A 17,939-nucleotide genomic window follows, 5' to 3' on the forward strand; every position below is an offset into this window, starting at 1 on the left:
TCACCAAACAGAGAAATGTATATTTTAAATAGTGAAAAGTGGGGTGATAAAATGCAGAAAATTCTTCAGAAATTAAGTGAAATTGAATCGGGTGAGATAGGAATTATAGTTTATTCACAATTAAAACAGGAGATAGTGTGTTCTTTTAATAAAGAATTATCTGTACCACTTGCATCTGCTTCTAAAGTTGCAATTGCTTTTTGTATTGTAAAATTAATAAAAGAAGGACACTACAAATGGGATGATATTGTAGAAAATATAAGTTTTAATCCAGAAGAAGATAGTAATATAATATATCCTCATTTTCAAAATAGAGAGACCTTGGCACTGCGAGATGCTGTGGAAGTAATGATTACCTGTCACGATAGTTTTGTTGCAAATAGAATTGTGCAATTTTGTGGTGGATGGGAAAAGATTAATATCAAAATTAAATCATATTTTGAAAATATAAATATTACACAAAATCCAAGGGATTTGGATAACAACGGAAATTTGAATCAGGTGTTAGAACTTTTGTGTTTCATATTTGAAGGATACAAGAATAATCCTGAATTGTGGATTCCAATTATTAATGGTTTAGTTAGACAACGGGGTGCGATAGAAGGAATTCCAACCCAATCCTTAAACCATATGACAGGTGGATTGGACAATGTTGTGGTTGATATCGGAATAATAGGAGAGTTCTCTCATAATCCATTATTATATGCTTTAGGAGCAAAGGATTTACCCAATCGTAATAAGAATAAATTAGCAGATAAAAAAATAGTAGATACTATGATAATACTTTATAGTGAGTATTTGAATCAGGAAGACAAGTTTATAAGTAAACTTTAGGCTACTTCTCATGATGATTGTTAAACTAAAGTAGTTCATTACGGAGTAAAGTAAAAGAGAACTTATTGCAGTACAAAAAAGGATAGATTATGCAGATTTCCGTTTGCTTACATCTATCCTTAATTATTTTGTAATTAATTGTTTAACACTTCTCCTTACGATAAGTCAACATGGATTATTGTAACATTTCTGAATTTAACAGTCGCTATATACAAAGGGATGATTACATATTGAAACTCTACATTTTTCCTGTAAAGTACTCTATAGCTAGATCTTTAGTAAATACATTAAAAACATGTTAATTATAGTGACTATTATAAAAAGAATTGCGAGGACGCTTCGTCCCGAGGAGTGTAAAGATACAGCAGCCAATCCAAATATAATAATTTGAAGCAATATTCTTAGCGGAACTGAAACTGGTATCGAGGCTTTAGGCGCTATAAAAATCCCCCAGAATATTGCGACTAGCAGTGGAGTTCCTACCCCAAATACAATCTTCGCAAATAATCCTTTATCTAAGTGAAATCCCCAGTATGAAAATGCGACAAGGGAAGCTAACTCAATAAGAAACATAATAATCATAACTGTGTATTGCACAATTATCATTGGAAGTCTGTCCTTTCTTGGTTTGTCATAACCCCTAGGAAACTATTACATTGTAAACCTTAAATACATATTTTAGAGATGAATATTTTATTTGGTATTATATCCATATTTCTTTTCCATTGTTTCGATATATTTATCGAAATAATCGGCTGGACTACTTACCGAGTTTCCATGACAAACCTCTAATCGTCTCGGTTTTAATTGTTTTACGATTGAACTGCTTTTTACTGCTTCCTTCATATCTGCTGTAAACATAGGCATTGGTTGATGCAGCTTACCTTTTTTAGAGGTAAAGAGATCACCTGCTAGTAACACCTGGTCTTTCTCGTGATAATATACAACATGCCCAGGCGAGTGACCCGGTGTTAAGAATGGACTTAGTTCCCCTATTCTCTGTAAATTACCTTGCTCATCTTCTAATAGTGGTTTAGCAATTTGTTTCGCTACCGTCTGTTCCGCTTTTTTTCGTCTTGGATATGGGAGATCCCCTTCCATATAAGGAACTTCAACTGAGTGTACATACACTGGCACTTCTTTTTCTGCTAAAATTTTCTTTACTGCACCAACATGATCTGAATGACCATGGGTCAAAATAATTCTTTGAAGAGGACCAGCATCTAGCTGTTTAATAAATTCCATTATTCCTTTTGCCATACTAGGTATACCTGCATCTACTAATGTAACACCTTCATCATCTACAACTACCCAAACATGTATAGGAATAATCATCCATGTTCTCAAACTCCATATATGTTCTGAAACCTTTTCAATTTTCATCCTTATCTTCTCCTCTTTTCAATTTTTCTTTTATACCAATGATAAGAATTTCAATAGACAGATCAAAAGTTGGTGTTAATCTTTCCATTAATACTTCAATAGGTTCATGTGGATATGAGTAAGTATTCAAAACTCCATTAATGTTGAAGAAAAAAATACGTGAATAGGCTATTAATTGTTCATTATTTGGAATACCAAGACATTCCCCAAGAACCTGCTTGATAATCCCAAACATCTTCACTCGGAGTTTATTAATCTCTAGGTCTGGATTCTCTTCATCCACTTTGGATGACTTTGCATTAATGAAAATGGAATACATATTGCGGTTTACCAGGCAAAAATGAATATATTTGCGACTGATTCTTTTAAGTCTATCTTCAGCTGAGATTGTATCCATAAGTGATATCTGCTGTAATTGTTGATATAAATCATGTAAAAATGGCATTGATAGTTGGTGTAACAATGCTTCTTTATCTTTAAAATAAAGATATATGGTAGTGTGTGAACAACCTGCTTCCTTAGCGATCTGCCTCATTGTTACCGAATCGTACCCCCGTTCAGAAAAAAGCTTCCCTGCAGCAATAAGAATTGTTTTCTTTGTCTCTTCAGCACGTTGCTCTTGTTTACTTACCATAATAAACTTTCACTCATTTCTCTCATTTGTTTTAACCGAACTAACCATCGGTTACTAACCGTTGGTTACAATATAACCGATGGTTAGTAAAAAAACAAGTGGAATATTACCATTTTCAAAAATCTTTTTATTACTATTCATTCAAAAAGCATTAAGAAAGACCTATTCACATAGGTGAAATAGGCCTTTTAATTAATGCGAAATAATTTTTGTTTCCGCTAATTGAATTTGCTGTTTTACTTGCTCAGACGATGTTCCGCCATAACTATTTCTTGCTTCCACCACATGTTTTGGCTGAAGGACTTCAAAAATATTTTCTCCAAATAATGGACTAAATGATTTGTATTCCTCTATCGTTAAATCTAGCAAATACTTTTTATGCTGTATGGCAAAGAGAACAATTTTTCCAATAATTTCGTGTGCTTGACGGAAAGGTAATCCTTTTGTAACAAGATAATCCGCAATATCTGTTGCATTTGAATAGTCTTGTGCTACAGCTGAATACATTTTCTCTTTATGAACGGTCATCGTCTCGATCATTGGTGCAAGTAGTCGAAGTGAGCCATTTAACGTTTCTACGGTATCAAGCATCCCTTCTTTGTCTTCTTGCATATCTTTATTGTAGGCTAATGGTAATCCTTTTAGAACCGTTAGCAAACCGATTAAATTTCCATAGACACGGCCAGTTTTCCCCCGCAAAAGTTCAGGAACGTCCGGATTTTTCTTCTGCGGCATAATACTAGATCCCGTACAAAAAGAATCATCGAGTTCAACAAATTGATATTCTTGGCTAGACCAAATCACTAATTCCTCGGAAATGCGAGAAATATGAGTCATCATGATTGAAGCAATGGATAAAAACTCTAATATGAAATCTCGATCACTAACTGCATCTAGACTATTCGGATAAACCGTTTCAAATCCTAATAGTTCTGCCGTACGCTCGCGGTCAATTGGAAAAGTTGTTCCCGCTAATGCACCAGCTCCAAGCGGAAGCCAATTGATTCGTTTTAAACTATCGATTAATCTTTCTTTATCTCTTTCAAACATCCAAAAATAAGCTAGTAGATGATGGGCAAAAAGAATTGGTTGAGCTCTTTGTAAATGAGTGTAGCCAGGCATAATTGTTTCAACATTTTCCTTTGCCTGTACAAGTAATGATGATTGAACACTTTTAACTAGCTCAATCAATTCCAATGTTTGTTTTCGTAAGTATAGGTGCATATCAGTTGCTACCTGATCATTTCTGCTTCTTCCTGTATGAAGCTTTCCACCGACAGGTCCGATTTCCTCAAGAAGCATCTTTTCTATATTCATATGAATATCTTCATCTTCAACAGAAAATTGAACATCTCCGTTAATGATTTTATTCTCTATCGTTTTCAAGCCTTGTTTAATTAATTCAACATCATTCATTGGGATAATCCCGCACTCACCAAGCATTTGCACATGTGCCATACTACCTTCAATGTCTTCCAATGCAAGCTTTTGGTCAAACGAAATCGATGCTGTAAACTTTTCTACCAATTCATTTGTTTCCTTTGTGAAGCGCCCGCCCCAAAGTTTTGACATGTTCTTGCCTCCAAAGTTTACTAGTTTATAATTTTATTTTAGGATTTGTTAAAACGCTGTATGGAATGTGTTCAGCTAAGTTTTACTACGTAAAAATATCGCTTCACACATACCATACAGCTGATCATATTAATACTTAGCATTAACAAAGTCTGATTTTTTTTGTGAGTGAATTTCTGAATAAACTTTCGTAGGTAATCCCCATAGTTTAATGAAACCTACTGCCGCATTGTGATCAAACATATCCCCTTTTGAGTAAGTAGCAAGTTCTTCATTATATAAGCTAAAAGGTGACTGTCGTCCGACAACTACATGTGTACCTTTAAATAATTTCACACGAACTTTTCCTGTAACAGTTTGTTGTGTTTCTTCTATAAATGCATCAATGGCTGGTTTTAATGGAGAGTACCAGAGTCCTTCATAAATAAGCTTTGCTAATTGTTGTTCGACCATTGGCTTAAATTGTGTTACTTCACGAGGAAGTGTTAAGAATTCTAGTTCTTTATGAGCATTAATTAATAAAAGCGCTGCAGGATTTTCGTAAACTTCACGTGATTTTATCCCTACTAAGCGATTTTCAATATGATCAATTCTTCCAATTCCATGTTTGCCTGCTAATTCATTTAATGATTCAATCAGCTCCACCAACTCCATTGGCTGATCATTTAGTGCAACCGGAACCCCTTTTTCGAAAGTAATTTCGATATATTCGGCTTCATTTGGTGTCTTCTCAATTGGATTGGTCCAAGCAAATGCTTCTTCAGGGGCTTCATTCCACGGGTTTTCTAATACTCCTGCTTCACATGCTCTTCCCCAAATATTAGCATCAATTGAAAATGGATTATCTAAATCAATTGGAATTGGTATTCCATTCTGCTCAGCATAGGCAATTTCTTCATCGCGTGTCATGCCCCATTCACGAACAGGTGCAACAACCTTTAATGATGGATTTAATGCTTGTATAGACACTTCAAAACGTACTTGGTCATTCCCTTTTCCAGTACATCCGTGTGCAACTGCTACCGCCCCTTCTTGTTCTGCAACTTCAACAAGAAGCTTTGAAATTAATGGTCGACTTAAAGCTGATGATAATGGGTACTTTCCTTCATACAATGTATTAGCTTTTAAGCTTGGTAAAATATATTCCTTCGCTAATAATTCTTTCCCATCAACCATCACTGCCTTGATTGCCCCAACATTGAGCGCTTTTTGGCGAATAGCTTCCAGATCCTTCCCTTCACCAACATCTATACCTAACGCAATTACATCATAACCGTATTTTTCTTGTAACCATTTAATTGAAACAGATGTATCTAGTCCACCTGAATAGGCTAAAACAATTTTTTCTTTCGTCATTTCTATCTCTCCTTTGCATAAATAATTATAAACACGTATTTTTATGCATGTCAATCAAAAAAATAAATAATCTCATGTTTCTTTAGGCTCTTTTCAAACTTGTTGTTTTTAACATCAAGTAAAAATCGGCACTAGGATTTTTACGGTTCTAATTTATCGTCCCATTGGAATTAAAGACTTATTATTTAGGGAAAAGAGCACGTAACAAAATTATTCTTGCCCTGAGAATCTATCCGAAAAACAACAGTCTATCCAAAAACAACCTTCATTTATACAAGTTCATCCCATTAATGCTTTCAAAACAGCCTTTTGGGCATGAAGACGATTTTCTGCTTCATCAAATACAACTGAATGTGTCCCATCAATTATAGATGAGGTTACTTCTTCTCCACGATGTGCTGGAAGGCAATGTAAAAAAATAAAATCTTCTTTTGCATATCTGCATAATGATTCATTTACCTGGTATTCTTGTAAATCTATCAATCTTTTTTTACCTTCTTGTTCCTGTCCCATACTAGTAAAGACGTCCGTGACCACAATATCTGCATCTTTAATCATTTTTATCGGGTCGGAATCAAGTTCAATGACTGAACCAAGCTTCTTTGCATCTGCCTTCGCCTTATTCATAATCTTTTCATTTGGTTCATATCCTTTTGGACAAGCAATGGAAATGTTCATCCCTACTTTTGCTGCACCTTCAATTAAGGAATGGCACATATTATTATTTGCATCACCAACGTAACACATTTTCAATCCTGCAAGCTTTCCTTTATGCTCATAAATCGTTAGTAAATCAGCTAACACCTGTGTAGGATGGTGAGTATCAGTTAATCCATTAATGACTGGAACAGTTGAATGCTTAGCAAATTCTTCTATGATCTCATGCTCAAAGGTTCGAATCATCAGTCCATCAACATAACGGGATAGCACTTTAGCTGTATCCTCGATTGTTTCTCCTCTTCCTAACTGGATATCTTTCGAGCTCAAAAATATTGCGTGACCTCCCAGTTGGAGCATCCCTACCTCAAAGGAAACACGGGTACGTGTGGATGATTTTTCAAATATCATTCCAAGTACTTTCCCTGGTAATATTGGTTGTGAGCTTCCTGCTTTTTGTATTTTTTTTAATTCAATTGCATCCTTTATTAAAAATAAAATCTCTTCGCTAGTCATTTCCCCTAGAGTTAAAAAATCTTTATTTCGTAGAGGTTTATTTTTATTTTCAAATTTAATTAAATTGGACATATCAATTCATCCTTCCTAATTATTTATTCATAAAGTTGTATTTGTAATCATTTAAAGATATAGCGGATATATTTTTTGTAACTGGTATAGATAAAACAGCATGAAATGTATCTAATGAAGTAAATAACGGAATATCATAGCGAAGAGTCAATTCCCTCATATAACTTCCTAGCGTTTCTTTATCCCGTCCTTTTGTCGGGATAATTATCGCTGCTGATAGAGCATCCTCTTTAAAAACATCATTCAATTTTTCGTGTACTTTATTAATACTTACTGCATTTATTCCATGATGATTTAAAAACTGAGCTGTTCCGGTAGTAGCTACAATTCTAAATGGTAATTTATTTAATTTTTTAAGAAGTTGTACAAACTCTTCCTTTTCACGATCTGCTATCGAACAAAATACTAATGAATTTTGTTCCTCTCTCTTTTTAAATTTCAATTGTTGATGCCCTAACGCTTTACTCATTGCTTCTACATACGTATTACCTAATCCAAGTACTTCACCTGTTGATTTCATCTCCGGTCCAAGAATAGGATCCATGTCTTTTAATTTACTCGATGAAAAAATGGGTGCTTTTACTGCAACATAAGCAGTCTCCGATGCTAATCCATTTTTTTTAAGCGATTTTCCTATTTGTACTGACACGCCTATGTCGATAATTGGGATACCTGTCACTTTGCTTAGAATAGGTACTGTTCTAGATGCTCGCGGATTTACCTCTAAACAATAGATTTGATTCTGATGTATAACAAACTGAATATTGGCTACTCCGACAATTCCTGCTTCTACACATATTCGTTTTGTAAAATCAACTAAGTAGTTTTGTTCTTTTTCAGACAGTGTTTTCGGTGGAAAAATACTTATACTATCTCCTGAATGTACTCCTGCTTTTTCAACATGTTCAAAAATCCCTGGGATATAAACATCATTCCCATCGCTAATACAGTCCAGTTCACACTCTAAACCAGGTAAATATTGATCGACTAATAGTGGCCATGTTCGTTCCTCTGTAAACTCTATCGTTTGTAAATAGGTTTCCAATTCCGCTGGATGGTGAATGACCGACATCGATTGTCCCCCGATTACATACGATGGTCGGACAAGTACAGGATAACCAAGTTGATTGGCTGCTATTTTTAGATCCTTCGCATTATAGGCAATTTCTCCTCTTATGTGAGGAATATTCAACTTATTAAGCAATTGATAAAATTGCTCCCGATCCTCTAACAAATCAATCGTTTCCATTGATGTACCGAACAATTTGATACCTTCATTCTTTAATTCCTGTGCTAAATTGATCGCTGTCTGCCCGCCAAATTGAATAAAAACGCCTTCTATCATTTCTTTTTCAATGATATGAAGAAGATCTTCAATGGTTAATGGTTCGAAATATAGTTTATCTGCAACCGAATAATCAGTACTAACAGTTTCAGGATTATTATTTACAACAATTGTTTCATAGCCTTGTTTTTTTAATGCCATTACCGCATGGACGCAAGCATAATCAAATTCGATTCCTTGACCTATGCGGATAGGACCAGAACCGATAATTAATACTTTTTTCCGATTAGATATTTCTACTTCATCGGTTCCTTGCCAAGTAGAATAATAGTAAGGTGTGGCTGCTTCAAATTCCCCTGCACATGTGTCCACTAATTTGTAAGCAGGAATAAGTCCCTCTGATTTTCTTTTTTCACGTATTTGTTTTTCTGAGCAGCCGATTAACGAACTAATATATTTATCACTCATATTCATAACTTTCGCTTGTTTCAATTTCGCTAATGATATATTTTGAATTCGATGCTTCTTTAAGGATTCCTCAAAAATGACCATTCTTTTTAGCTTACTTAAAAACCAATAATCTATTTTAGTTACATCATGTACTTCATGTATTTCTAATCCCTGCCTAAAACTTTCCGCTATTGCATACAACCGCAGGTCTGATGCCTCTGACAGGTGTTTGTATAATACTTCGATTGATTGATCCTTTATCATTGGATGAGACAATCCGTGAACTTTATATTCCAAAGATCTTAGCCCTTTATTCAAAGCACCTTCAAATGTTCGATCAATAGCCATCGTTTCTCCTGTTGCTTTCATTTGTGTTCCAAGATGGCGATCAGCTTCTGGAAATTTATCAAATGGAAATCGGGGTAGTTTTACTACAATATAATCAAGTGCAGGCTCAAACGAGGCAAACGTATTTCCCGTAACTGGATTGACAATCTCGTCTAAATGATAACCAACGGCACATTTCGTTGCGATTCTTGCTATTGGATAGCCTGTTGCTTTAGATGCAAGAGCAGATGAACGGCTTACTCTTGGGTTCACTTCAATAATGTAGTATTGATTCGAATATGGATCGATTGCAAATTGTATATTGCACCCACCGATAACACCTAATGCCCGAATCACCTTTAAAGAGGCATTGCGTAGGATTTGGTATTGTTCATCTGATAGTGTTTGAGAAGGTGCCACAACAATGGAGTCACCTGTATGAACACCAACAGGGTCCATATTTTCCATATTGCACACAATAATACAAGTATCATTTTCATCTCGGATCACTTCATATTCGATTTCCTTCCAGCCTTTAATACTGCGCTCCACCAGTACTTGATGAATTGGACTTAAAGATAGACCCGTTTTCAAGACGGCTTTTAATTCTTCAAGGTTTTCTGCAAATCCCCCTCCTGCTCCTCCCAATGTAAATGCAGGGCGGATAATAACTGGAAATCCGATCTGCCCGACAAATTTCAGCCCCTCATCTATTTCATGAACAATCATCGATTCTGGTATCGGTTCACCTATATTTATCATCAGTTCTCTAAATTTTTCCCGATCTTCGCCTTTTTGGATCGATTCAACTGGTGTGCCTAGCAGCTTAACATTGTATTTTTCAAGGAGGTTTGATTCATAGATTTGAACCATCATATTTAAGCCTGTTTGACCGCCTAATGTACCAATGATTCCATCTGGCTTCTCTTTTTTTAATATTTCCTCTACAACTTCGATCGTAATCGGTTCAATATAGATACGATCAGCTATATGCTCATCTGTCATAATTGTTGCAGGATTACTATTTAGTAGTACAACTTGAATTCCTTCTTCTTTGAGAGCTAAGCAACTCTGAGTTCCTGCATAATCAAATTCGGCTGCCTGCCCAATGACAATTGGACCAGATCCAATGACAAGCACTTTTTTGATGTCTTTATTGTATGGCATATTTCATTGCTCCTAAATTTTGATGTAATAGGCTCACAAATTTTTCAAAGATATATTCAGTATCTTTTGGACCTGAGTGGGCTTCAGGATGAAACTGAACAGTAAGGATTGGAAGTGTTCGATGACTTAAGCCTTCAACCGTACCATCATTGACATGCTTATAAGTTACCAAAAATTGGTTTTCATCTATTGTTTGATCAACAACCACATACCCGTGATTTTGAGAAGTAATATATACTTTTCCTGTGATAAGATCTTTGACTGGATGATTTCCACCTCGATGACCAAATGGAAGCTTTGATGTTTTCGCTCCATAAGCTAAGGCAATCAATTGATGACCTAAACAAATTCCAAGTGTAGGATATTCTTCGGTTATTTTTTTTATCTTTCCTAGTTGATCACATACTGCCATTGGATCCCCTGGTCCATTACTAATGACCACACCATCTGGATTTAATAATCGTATTTTTTCCAAAGGGTAATTAAATGGTACAACGGTTACTTTACATTTTAATTTAAGTAAGAATTGAAGAATTGATTTTTTATAACCGAAGTCCATCAGTATCACATGCGGACCAACATTTTCATGGGTAAATACCTTTTGTGTTGAAACTTGGCTAATCAAATCAATCTCCTTCTGAAAAGGAACAACTGATTCTTTCTGATCCGAGATTACCGCTTTTACTGTTCCTTTTTTACGTATTGTTTTTACCAGTTCCCTTGTGTCAACATTAGTAAGGTAAGGAATGTTATATTTATCTAAAAGGCTCTCCGCCGTTTCCACCATTTTAAAATGGTTAGGTTCTGAACAAAGATCACCAACTATGATTCCACGAACATGGATTTTTGTACTTTCATAATCATCTTGGTTTACACCATAATTCCCAATTAACGGATATGAAAAAACGACAATTTGACCTGCATAAGAAGGATCCGTCAAAATTTCCTGATAGCCTGTCATACTAGTATTAAAAACCACTTCTCCTTGAACATTCGATTGATTTCTAATTAGGGTTCCTTCAAATATTTCACCAGTTTCTAGTATTAAATAACCTTCCTTCACTACTATTTCAACTCCATTTCCTTCAATATCTTGTTGAAAAGAAAGAGAAATTGATCAATTTCTTCTTTCGTTACAGTTAAAGGAGGTAGAATCCGTACAACATTTGGACCTGCAGTTAATATAAGCAGTTTCTCTGAAAGCGCTAATTCTACGATTTTACTTGATTCACCCTCAATAACAATCCCAATTAAAAAACCTTTGCCGCGAATTTCTTTTATTATAGAAAACTTCTTTTTTAAATCTCTTAGTTGTTCCCATAAATAGTTCATTTGTTGATTGCTTTCAGGAAGAATCTTTGTTGAAATAAATTGTTCAACAGTAGCACATCCCGCTGTCGTCGCTAAAGGATTACCTCCAAATGTACTTCCATGAGAACCAGGTTGAAACGCAATCGCAACGGAATCTTTAGCGAGCATCGCCCCGATTGGGAATCCAGATCCTAGTCCTTTAGCCAATGTCATGATGTCTGGTTCAATACCATAATGTTCATAGGCAAATAACGTACCTGTTCGTCCCATACCTGTTTGAATTTCATCAACAATCAAAAGAATATTTTTCTTTTTGCAAAGAGAAGCAAGCTCCTGAATCCATTCATAATCTGCAGGTATTACCCCACCTTCTCCTTGGACTAATTCAAGCATAACTGCACAGGGATTAATGTTCTCTATTTGTTCAAGTGCGGCCATATCATTATAAACAAGATACTGAAACCCAGGCATTAATGGAGCAAACCCATCTTGAATTTTTTCCTGACCTGTTGCTGCTAAGGTAGCAAGTGTTCGACCATGAAAGGACTGTTTAAATGTGATCATTTCCGTCTTTTCTTTTTTTAAAATATTTTTCGCATAAATTCTTGCAAGCTTGATGGCAGCTTCATTTGCTTCGGCACCACTATTACAGAAAAAAACTTTGTCAAAACAACTATTATTTGTTAACATCTTGGCTAGCTTTTCTCCAGCATCAATGCGAAATAAATTTGAGCAATGCCAAAGATTTTGCAATTGATTCACTATTGCATCGTTCACCTTTTCCGGTACATGCCCTAAATTACAAGTGGCAATGCCAGAGGTAAAATCCAAGTATTGTTCCCCTTCCATATCCCATACAAAACTGCCTTTCCCCTTTACAAGTGTAAAAGGGGCTCTTTTGTATGTATTCATCAAAGAGGATGATACATCCACTAGAGTTTCGTTTAACATTTTATTCCCTCCATAAATTTCGTTCCGATTGGCTCTCCACTATTCAATTTCAAGATTGCGTTTTCTTCCAAACCATTTAAAATCGTTATTTCTTTTACCCCTGCTTGTAAGCATTCAAGTGCGGCCTGTACTTTTGGGATCATTCCCCCTGTTATGGTCTGATCCTTAATCATCGTTTCTGCATCCGGAACTTGAATACTATGAAGGACTTTCCCATCTTTCATAACACCTGAAACATTGGTTATCAGACATAATGGAGCTTGCAGTTCCTTTGCAATGGCTGCTGCTGCCATATCCCCATTAATATTCCAACGTTGACCAGATTCATCAATTGCAATTGGTGAGATAACCGGTATTAACTTCTTTTGAAATAGAGGTGTGAGAAGTTCTGTATTAACAGAAATAATCTCTCCAACAAAACCGAGCTGACTTTCGGAAGCTAATGGTTTTGCCTTAAGGAGCATTCCGTCCACTCCGCTTAAACCAATTGCTTTCCCGCCATATGCAATAATTTCTCGAACAATAGATTTATTCACCGATCCAGATAAAACCATTTCCACCACATCTAGGACTTTATCTGTTGTCACTCTCATCCCATTAATAAAACTTGTTTCAATACCTAATTTATTTAATAGATCCGAAATGTTTGGTCCTCCACCATGGACAATGATTGGATTTAAGTCGTGTTCATTCATTAGCATCACAATATTTTGAAAAAAGGAAGGTGAAATATTCTCAATTACACTTCCACCACATTTAATCACTAGATATGACAAAGAGATACACATCCTTTATGTTCAAGTCCGATATGAAGCATTTATTTTTACATAATCATATGTTAAGTCACAGCCCCAAGCCGTTGCTTTTCCATCAGCATCATATATATCTACAAAAATATGAATCGTATCATTTTGTTGTAAATAACTGGCTGCCTCCTGCTCAGAGAAAAGGTATGGCAAGCCATTATCGACAACAGTTATCGGCCCTAAATCAACTTTAATCTTCGTTGATTTCAACTCCACACCACTATAACCAATTGCTGCAACAATTCTTCCCCAGTTTGGATCTCCACCAAAAATCGCTGCCTTTACTAGATTCGAACCAATGATTGATTTAGCAATCTTTTTTGCATCTTCATTTGAAGCAGCTCCTTTTACTTGCACCTCTATAAGCTTTGTTGCTCCTTCACCATCCTGAGCAATTTGCTTTGCTAAGCTTTTAGAAACCTCGTTTACACCTTGCAGGAAAAGATCCCAATCTGGATGTTCCGGAGTTAGTTCTTCATTTTCGGCTTGACCGTTAGCTAATAAAAGAACCATATCATTTGTACTTGAGTCACCATCAACAGTAATCATATTAAAGGTTTCATCAACTACTTTTTTTAACGCCTGTTGAAGTGCTGTTTGCTGGACTTTAGCATCTGTAGTAATAAACGCTAACATCGTTGCCATATTAGGATGAATCATCCCTGATCCTTTAGCTGCTCCGCCAATCGTTATTCTTTTTCCATTAACTTCAAGTGTTACACAAGCATTTTTAGAAAATGTATCGGTCGTTAAAATCGCTTTTTCAAAATCAGATGCGTCATTTTGTTGTTGTATATCATTGATACTAGATATTCCATCTATAATTTTCTCCATTGGCAATTGATTCCCAATCACTCCAGTAGAACTTACCGCTACTAAATGTTCTTCAATACCTAATTGTTCGGAAAACATTTTTCTCATCGTATAAGCATTTGCCAGCCCCTCTTCACCAGTACAAGCATTTGCAACTCCTGAGTTAACGATAACTCCTTGAATTTTTCGATCAGTAAAAATACTATCTTGTGTTACTTTTATTGGTGGTGCTTGGAAAAGATTTGTTGTGTAAACCGCAGCTACAGATGCTGGTACAACGGAAAAAATCCAGCCTAAATCATATCTCATTCTTTTGATCCCACAGTGCAAACCACCAGCTAAAAAACCCAATGGTGTTGTAATACTTCCTTGTAAAACTTTAATACTGTTAGTTTGTTTTTCCACTTGCTCGACGGTATTCATTTTAACCCTCCATTTATGGATATATTGGGACTGTTTGTAAGCTCGTTTTTTCATCCCATCCATTGATTAGATTCATATTTTGAATGGCCTGCCCTGCCGCGCCTTTCACTAAATTATCGATCACCGAAACGATAATTAATCGATTCGTTCTCTCATCCACTACTAGACCAATATCACAGAAATTTGATCCATAAACCTCTTTCGTTGCAGGCCATACTCCCTTTGGACGAATACGGATAAAATAATCTTGTTCATATGTTGATTTGTATAAATCAATCAATTTTTCTGTTGTCACTTTTTCTGTTAATTGGCAGTAAGTCGTACACATAATTCCTCTTGTCATTGGAACTAAATGTGTCGTAAATGAAATGTTTGTATTCTCTCCACTGATTTCATTGATGACCTGCTCTATTTCAGGGGTGTGCTGATGTTCTGCAAGCTTGTATGCTTTAACATTTTCATTGATTTCAGCATAAGCATTTCCTAGAGACAGGTTTCTTCCAGCACCTGAAACACCTGATTTCCCATCTATAATGATGCTATTTGGGTCAATCATTTTTGCTTTTAATACGGGTATTAATCCGAGCAAAGCAGCTGTCGGGTAGCATCCCGGATTTGAAATTAATTTTGCTTCCGGTATTTTTTCACGAAAGACTTCAGACAATCCGTAGACTGCCGATTGCAAATAAGCTGTTGTCCCATGAGTTTGTTTATACCATTTTTCATATTCACCCTTATTTTTCAATCGAAAATCACCCGATAAATCGATACATGTAATGCCCTGCTCAAGAAACTGAGGGATCACTTCTTTTGACACTCCAGATGGAGTTGCAAAAAATAACAAATCTACATTACTAGCAATCTCTGGAACATTCATCGCTTCAAGATTCATATCATAAACGTTGTTTAAATGGGGGTAGATATGAGTGATTGAATTCCCTTGAGTTGAATGGGAAACAATTTTTTTAATCTTTACAAATGGATGGTGTTGTAAAAGCCTAAGAAGTTCTACCCCACCATAACCATTAGCCCCGACAATTCCTATATTCAAAATTATCGCCTCCTACCGGTTTGAATTATTATAACAACCAATGAATAACTATACAATAAAAATTATAAAAATAATAAAAATGACCTATTTTTTTAATGACCATGCTGTTAGTTTCTTAATTTGTTTGAATAAAAATTCATTTCTTCTCTAAAATTAACTTTTAATGAATGCTAACACATATTATCGGGACTCAATTTTCATTTTCTCATCAAATTATTATGTTTTTCTCATTCTCTTTTAGGGCTCGTTACTTAAAATGAAAGATGGCAACTACACCTCCGATTTTGAATACAAAAAAACTCCGACATGTAAATGATGTCGGAGTTTTTCTTATTGTCTAGTTTTAGCGCCCAGCCCCTCGAGGTCGAATAACCCTCTGCAAGAAAAGTCAAAGGACGGTCTTGTTTTGTAGATGGTAGCTTACCTAAGCACTTGCACTTTACTTATTTCAAAAATAAGTTTCTTTCATATTTGGTTTAAATATTTCGTACCCGTTTTTCCCTCGTTCTTTTACATAATACATGGCTATGTCTGCATTTTTCATGAGTGTATCCGCATCCAGTGCATCCTCAGGATAAATACTAATTCCTATACTAGGTGTAATAATAACGGTATTTCCTTTTATGTTTAATGGTTCGTTAAATTTTTTAAGGATTTTCTTTGCAAATAATTCCGCCTCTAGTGTGTGACTATCCGGCAAAATAATTGTAAATTCATCTCCGCCGATTCGATAAACCAAATAGCCCCGTTCTTCTTCCCGAATACAAGATTCTAATTGATATGCAACAAGTGATAACAAAGTATCACCAGCAGAATGACTCATTGTATCATTAATGTATTTAAAACGGTCAAGGTCTAAAAATAGAACAGCTAAATAATTGTTATCTTGCTCAGCTTTCCTTGTAAGATCCTTTAAATCCTTCATAAACATTCTTCTGTTTGGTAAACCAGTTAATGTATCATGATAGGCTAAATATTTCATTTCTTCCTCTTGTTTTTTTCGAATCGTAATATCTATTGAAACTCCTAAAACGATTTTTTCATTATTAGAAGTATGAATTGGAATCTTTACTGTTTGCAGCCACTTTTTATTTCCTTGTTTATCAAAAGTAATTTCTTCAGGTATAAACTGTTCTTTCGTTATCTTTACATCATTCACATTTTCTTGTTTAAAACCTCTTCTATCGTTAGAAGAAAGAATTTCTTTTGATTTTCCTTCCATCTCTAAAGGTGTCATACCATAAAATTCAGCAAATGCTTTATTTACTAAAGTAAACTCTCTTTTTTGATTGATTGCATAAATAAAGCTTGGATTCATGTCAATGATAGTCCGTAAAAAATCCTGCTGCCTTTTCAGTTCTGAATTCATAACTTTAATTTTCTTTTGATGAATTCTTATTATAGTAATAAATATAGAAGTTGCAAATACGATAACAGCAATACTACTCGCCAATAATTTACTTTGAGGGAAAATATTAAAGAAACCAATAGTATAACCGATTGTTGTAGCAAATAAAAATTGCCTTAAATAAGATCTCATCTCTTTATCAGTAATTTTTTTTGACAAGAGGAAGCTAATAAACAGACAAGTAAACATAATGATTAACATGGAAAGGTAAAATCCACTTCCATATCCGCCAATTGGGAATAAAAAAGAATATCCTTCGAACCCATTCATCATTTCAAGCCTATCAATTCCATACCGAGTCATCCCAATAAGAAATACTATAGCGCCCCAGGCAAACAAAAGGATGATCATAAATTTATTTAAAACATACCTCCATAAGCTTTTTCTTATATCAGGTACTAATTCTGTTAGAACAAGATAGGATATATATAATAAATTGGGTGCCAAAAAAATAGATCCACTTCGAAATAATCGAAATAGAAAATCAATGGTTTCAATGTTTAATATTTTATGTGCATATAGCACTGCTACATCCAATTGCCATAAAATAATATTGACAAGGAACATGAACAATGCGATTGATATTCTAGATTTTTTTAATAAAAATAGCCCCAGTATTCCTATAATTAGTGGAAAACAGGCAAATAAAGTCATCATTATAAACATTTTTATATCACACCTATTTATGATATTGAGAAATAAGAAGGCTTCTTAGATGTCAGAAATCGGGGTGGGATGGTAGAAATCAGCGAGTTTGCCGATTTAATATTTTCGTATGCTATTTTTAAGCGGATCCCACTTAACAAAATTCTTATAATATAAAAAAACATCCAATAATACATTATATTAGTAAATTATTAGAATTTCTATTGGTAATTTATCCCTCCACATCAACTTTTAATAGAGAAGAAATTTAAAAACTG

Annotated in this window: 14 protein-coding genes; 1 reads left to right on the forward strand and 13 read right to left on the reverse strand. The window is 35.0% G+C overall.

The annotated features are described in order from the left end of the window. Positions 1-51: 51 nt before the first annotated feature. Positions 52-834, forward strand: a complete 783-nt coding sequence (locus ACQKP0_RS05140) for a serine hydrolase (protein ID WP_427404749.1) — start codon at positions 52-54, stop codon at positions 832-834. A 267-nt stretch (positions 835-1,101) separates the two neighbouring features. Here ACQKP0_RS05140 and ACQKP0_RS05145 read toward each other — a convergent pair whose 3' ends face one another. The 13 genes from ACQKP0_RS05145 to ACQKP0_RS05205 form a co-directional block, all read right to left on the reverse strand. Beyond that, the gene (locus ACQKP0_RS05145) at positions 1,102-1,440 is read right to left on the reverse strand and encodes a YrdB family protein (RefSeq protein ID WP_427404750.1); all 339 of its coding nucleotides are present in this window, start codon (positions 1,438-1,440) and stop codon (positions 1,102-1,104) included. Between the two features lie 87 nt (positions 1,441-1,527). Beyond that, a complete protein-coding gene (locus tag ACQKP0_RS05150) occupies positions 1,528-2,217 on the reverse strand; it encodes an MBL fold metallo-hydrolase (protein ID WP_427404751.1) in 690 nt (229 codons plus the stop codon). Continuing rightward, on the reverse strand, positions 2,207-2,851 hold the full coding sequence (locus tag ACQKP0_RS05155; protein ID WP_427404752.1) for a TetR/AcrR family transcriptional regulator: 645 nt from the start codon (positions 2,849-2,851) through the stop codon (positions 2,207-2,209). Before ACQKP0_RS05155 ends, ACQKP0_RS05150 begins: the two co-directional genes overlap by 11 nt. 192 nt (positions 2,852-3,043) lie before the next feature. After that, entirely contained in the window at positions 3,044-4,423 is a 1,380-nt protein-coding gene (gene argH / locus ACQKP0_RS05160) for an argininosuccinate lyase (protein WP_427404753.1), read from the reverse strand. 129 nt (positions 4,424-4,552) lie between these two features. Beyond that, positions 4,553-5,779, reverse strand: coding sequence for an argininosuccinate synthase (locus ACQKP0_RS05165; protein ID WP_427404754.1), 1,227 nt, complete (start codon positions 5,777-5,779; stop codon positions 4,553-4,555). 279 nt (positions 5,780-6,058) lie between these two features. After that, positions 6,059-7,024, reverse strand: a complete 966-nt coding sequence (gene argF / locus ACQKP0_RS05170) for an ornithine carbamoyltransferase (protein WP_427404755.1) — start codon at positions 7,022-7,024, stop codon at positions 6,059-6,061. Between the two features lie 19 nt (positions 7,025-7,043). Continuing rightward, a complete protein-coding gene (carB, locus tag ACQKP0_RS05175) occupies positions 7,044-10,253 on the reverse strand; it encodes a carbamoyl-phosphate synthase (glutamine-hydrolyzing) large subunit (RefSeq protein WP_427404756.1) in 3,210 nt (1,069 codons plus the stop codon). Then, positions 10,240-11,316: a carbamoyl phosphate synthase small subunit gene (locus ACQKP0_RS05180; RefSeq protein ID WP_427404757.1), complete on the reverse strand. Its 1,077-nt coding sequence runs from the start codon at positions 11,314-11,316 to the stop codon at positions 10,240-10,242. The genes carB and ACQKP0_RS05180 overlap by 14 nt, the downstream gene beginning before the upstream one ends. A 2-nt stretch (positions 11,317-11,318) precedes the next feature. Continuing rightward, a complete protein-coding gene (locus ACQKP0_RS05185; RefSeq protein ID WP_427404758.1) occupies positions 11,319-12,515 on the reverse strand; it encodes an acetylornithine transaminase in 1,197 nt (398 codons plus the stop codon). After that, positions 12,509-13,291, reverse strand: coding sequence for an acetylglutamate kinase (gene argB, locus ACQKP0_RS05190; protein WP_427404759.1), 783 nt, complete (start codon positions 13,289-13,291; stop codon positions 12,509-12,511). The genes ACQKP0_RS05185 and argB overlap by 7 nt, the downstream gene beginning before the upstream one ends. Positions 13,292-13,312: 21 nt before the next feature. Next, positions 13,313-14,557 (reverse strand): bifunctional ornithine acetyltransferase/N-acetylglutamate synthase, encoded by a 1,245-nt coding sequence (argJ, locus tag ACQKP0_RS05195; protein WP_427404760.1) that lies wholly within the window; start codon positions 14,555-14,557, stop codon positions 13,313-13,315. Between the two features lie 13 nt (positions 14,558-14,570). Further along, on the reverse strand, positions 14,571-15,608 hold the full coding sequence (gene argC / locus ACQKP0_RS05200) for an N-acetyl-gamma-glutamyl-phosphate reductase (RefSeq protein ID WP_427404761.1): 1,038 nt from the start codon (positions 15,606-15,608) through the stop codon (positions 14,571-14,573). A 448-nt stretch (positions 15,609-16,056) separates the two neighbouring features. Further along, a complete protein-coding gene (locus tag ACQKP0_RS05205) occupies positions 16,057-17,682 on the reverse strand; it encodes a diguanylate cyclase domain-containing protein (RefSeq protein WP_427404762.1) in 1,626 nt (541 codons plus the stop codon). Positions 17,683-17,939 lie beyond the last annotated feature (257 nt).

The sequence above is a fragment of the Heyndrickxia sp. NPDC080065 genome (genome assembly GCF_050281185.1).
Classification (GTDB): Bacteria; Bacillota; Bacilli; order Bacillales; family Bacillaceae_C; genus Heyndrickxia.

What these genes read in the sequence shown, in the direction of transcription:
- ACQKP0_RS05185 (WP_427404758.1), bottom strand. Translation starts at nt 12,515, where the DNA reads ATGTTAAACGAAACTCTAGTGGATGTATCATCCTCTTTGATGAATACA.
- ACQKP0_RS05155 (WP_427404752.1), bottom strand. Translation starts at nt 2,851, where the DNA reads ATGGTAAGTAAACAAGAGCAACGTGCTGAAGAGACAAAGAAAACAATT.
- argJ (WP_427404760.1), bottom strand. Translation starts at nt 14,557, where the DNA reads ATGAATACCGTCGAGCAAGTGGAAAAACAAACTAACAGTATTAAAGTT.
- ACQKP0_RS05145 (WP_427404750.1), bottom strand. Translation starts at nt 1,440, where the DNA reads ATGATAATTGTGCAATACACAGTTATGATTATTATGTTTCTTATTGAG.
- carB (WP_427404756.1), bottom strand. Translation starts at nt 10,253, where the DNA reads ATGCCATACAATAAAGACATCAAAAAAGTGCTTGTCATTGGATCTGGT.
- argF (WP_427404755.1), bottom strand. Translation starts at nt 7,024, where the DNA reads ATGTCCAATTTAATTAAATTTGAAAATAAAAATAAACCTCTACGAAAT.
- ACQKP0_RS05205 (WP_427404762.1), bottom strand. Translation starts at nt 17,682, where the DNA reads ATGTTTATAATGATGACTTTATTTGCCTGTTTTCCACTAATTATAGGA.
- ACQKP0_RS05165 (WP_427404754.1), bottom strand. Translation starts at nt 5,779, where the DNA reads ATGACGAAAGAAAAAATTGTTTTAGCCTATTCAGGTGGACTAGATACA.
- ACQKP0_RS05150 (WP_427404751.1), bottom strand. Translation starts at nt 2,217, where the DNA reads ATGAAAATTGAAAAGGTTTCAGAACATATATGGAGTTTGAGAACATGG.
- ACQKP0_RS05140 (WP_427404749.1), top strand. Translation starts at nt 52, where the DNA reads ATGCAGAAAATTCTTCAGAAATTAAGTGAAATTGAATCGGGTGAGATA.
- argH (WP_427404753.1), bottom strand. Translation starts at nt 4,423, where the DNA reads ATGTCAAAACTTTGGGGCGGGCGCTTCACAAAGGAAACAAATGAATTG.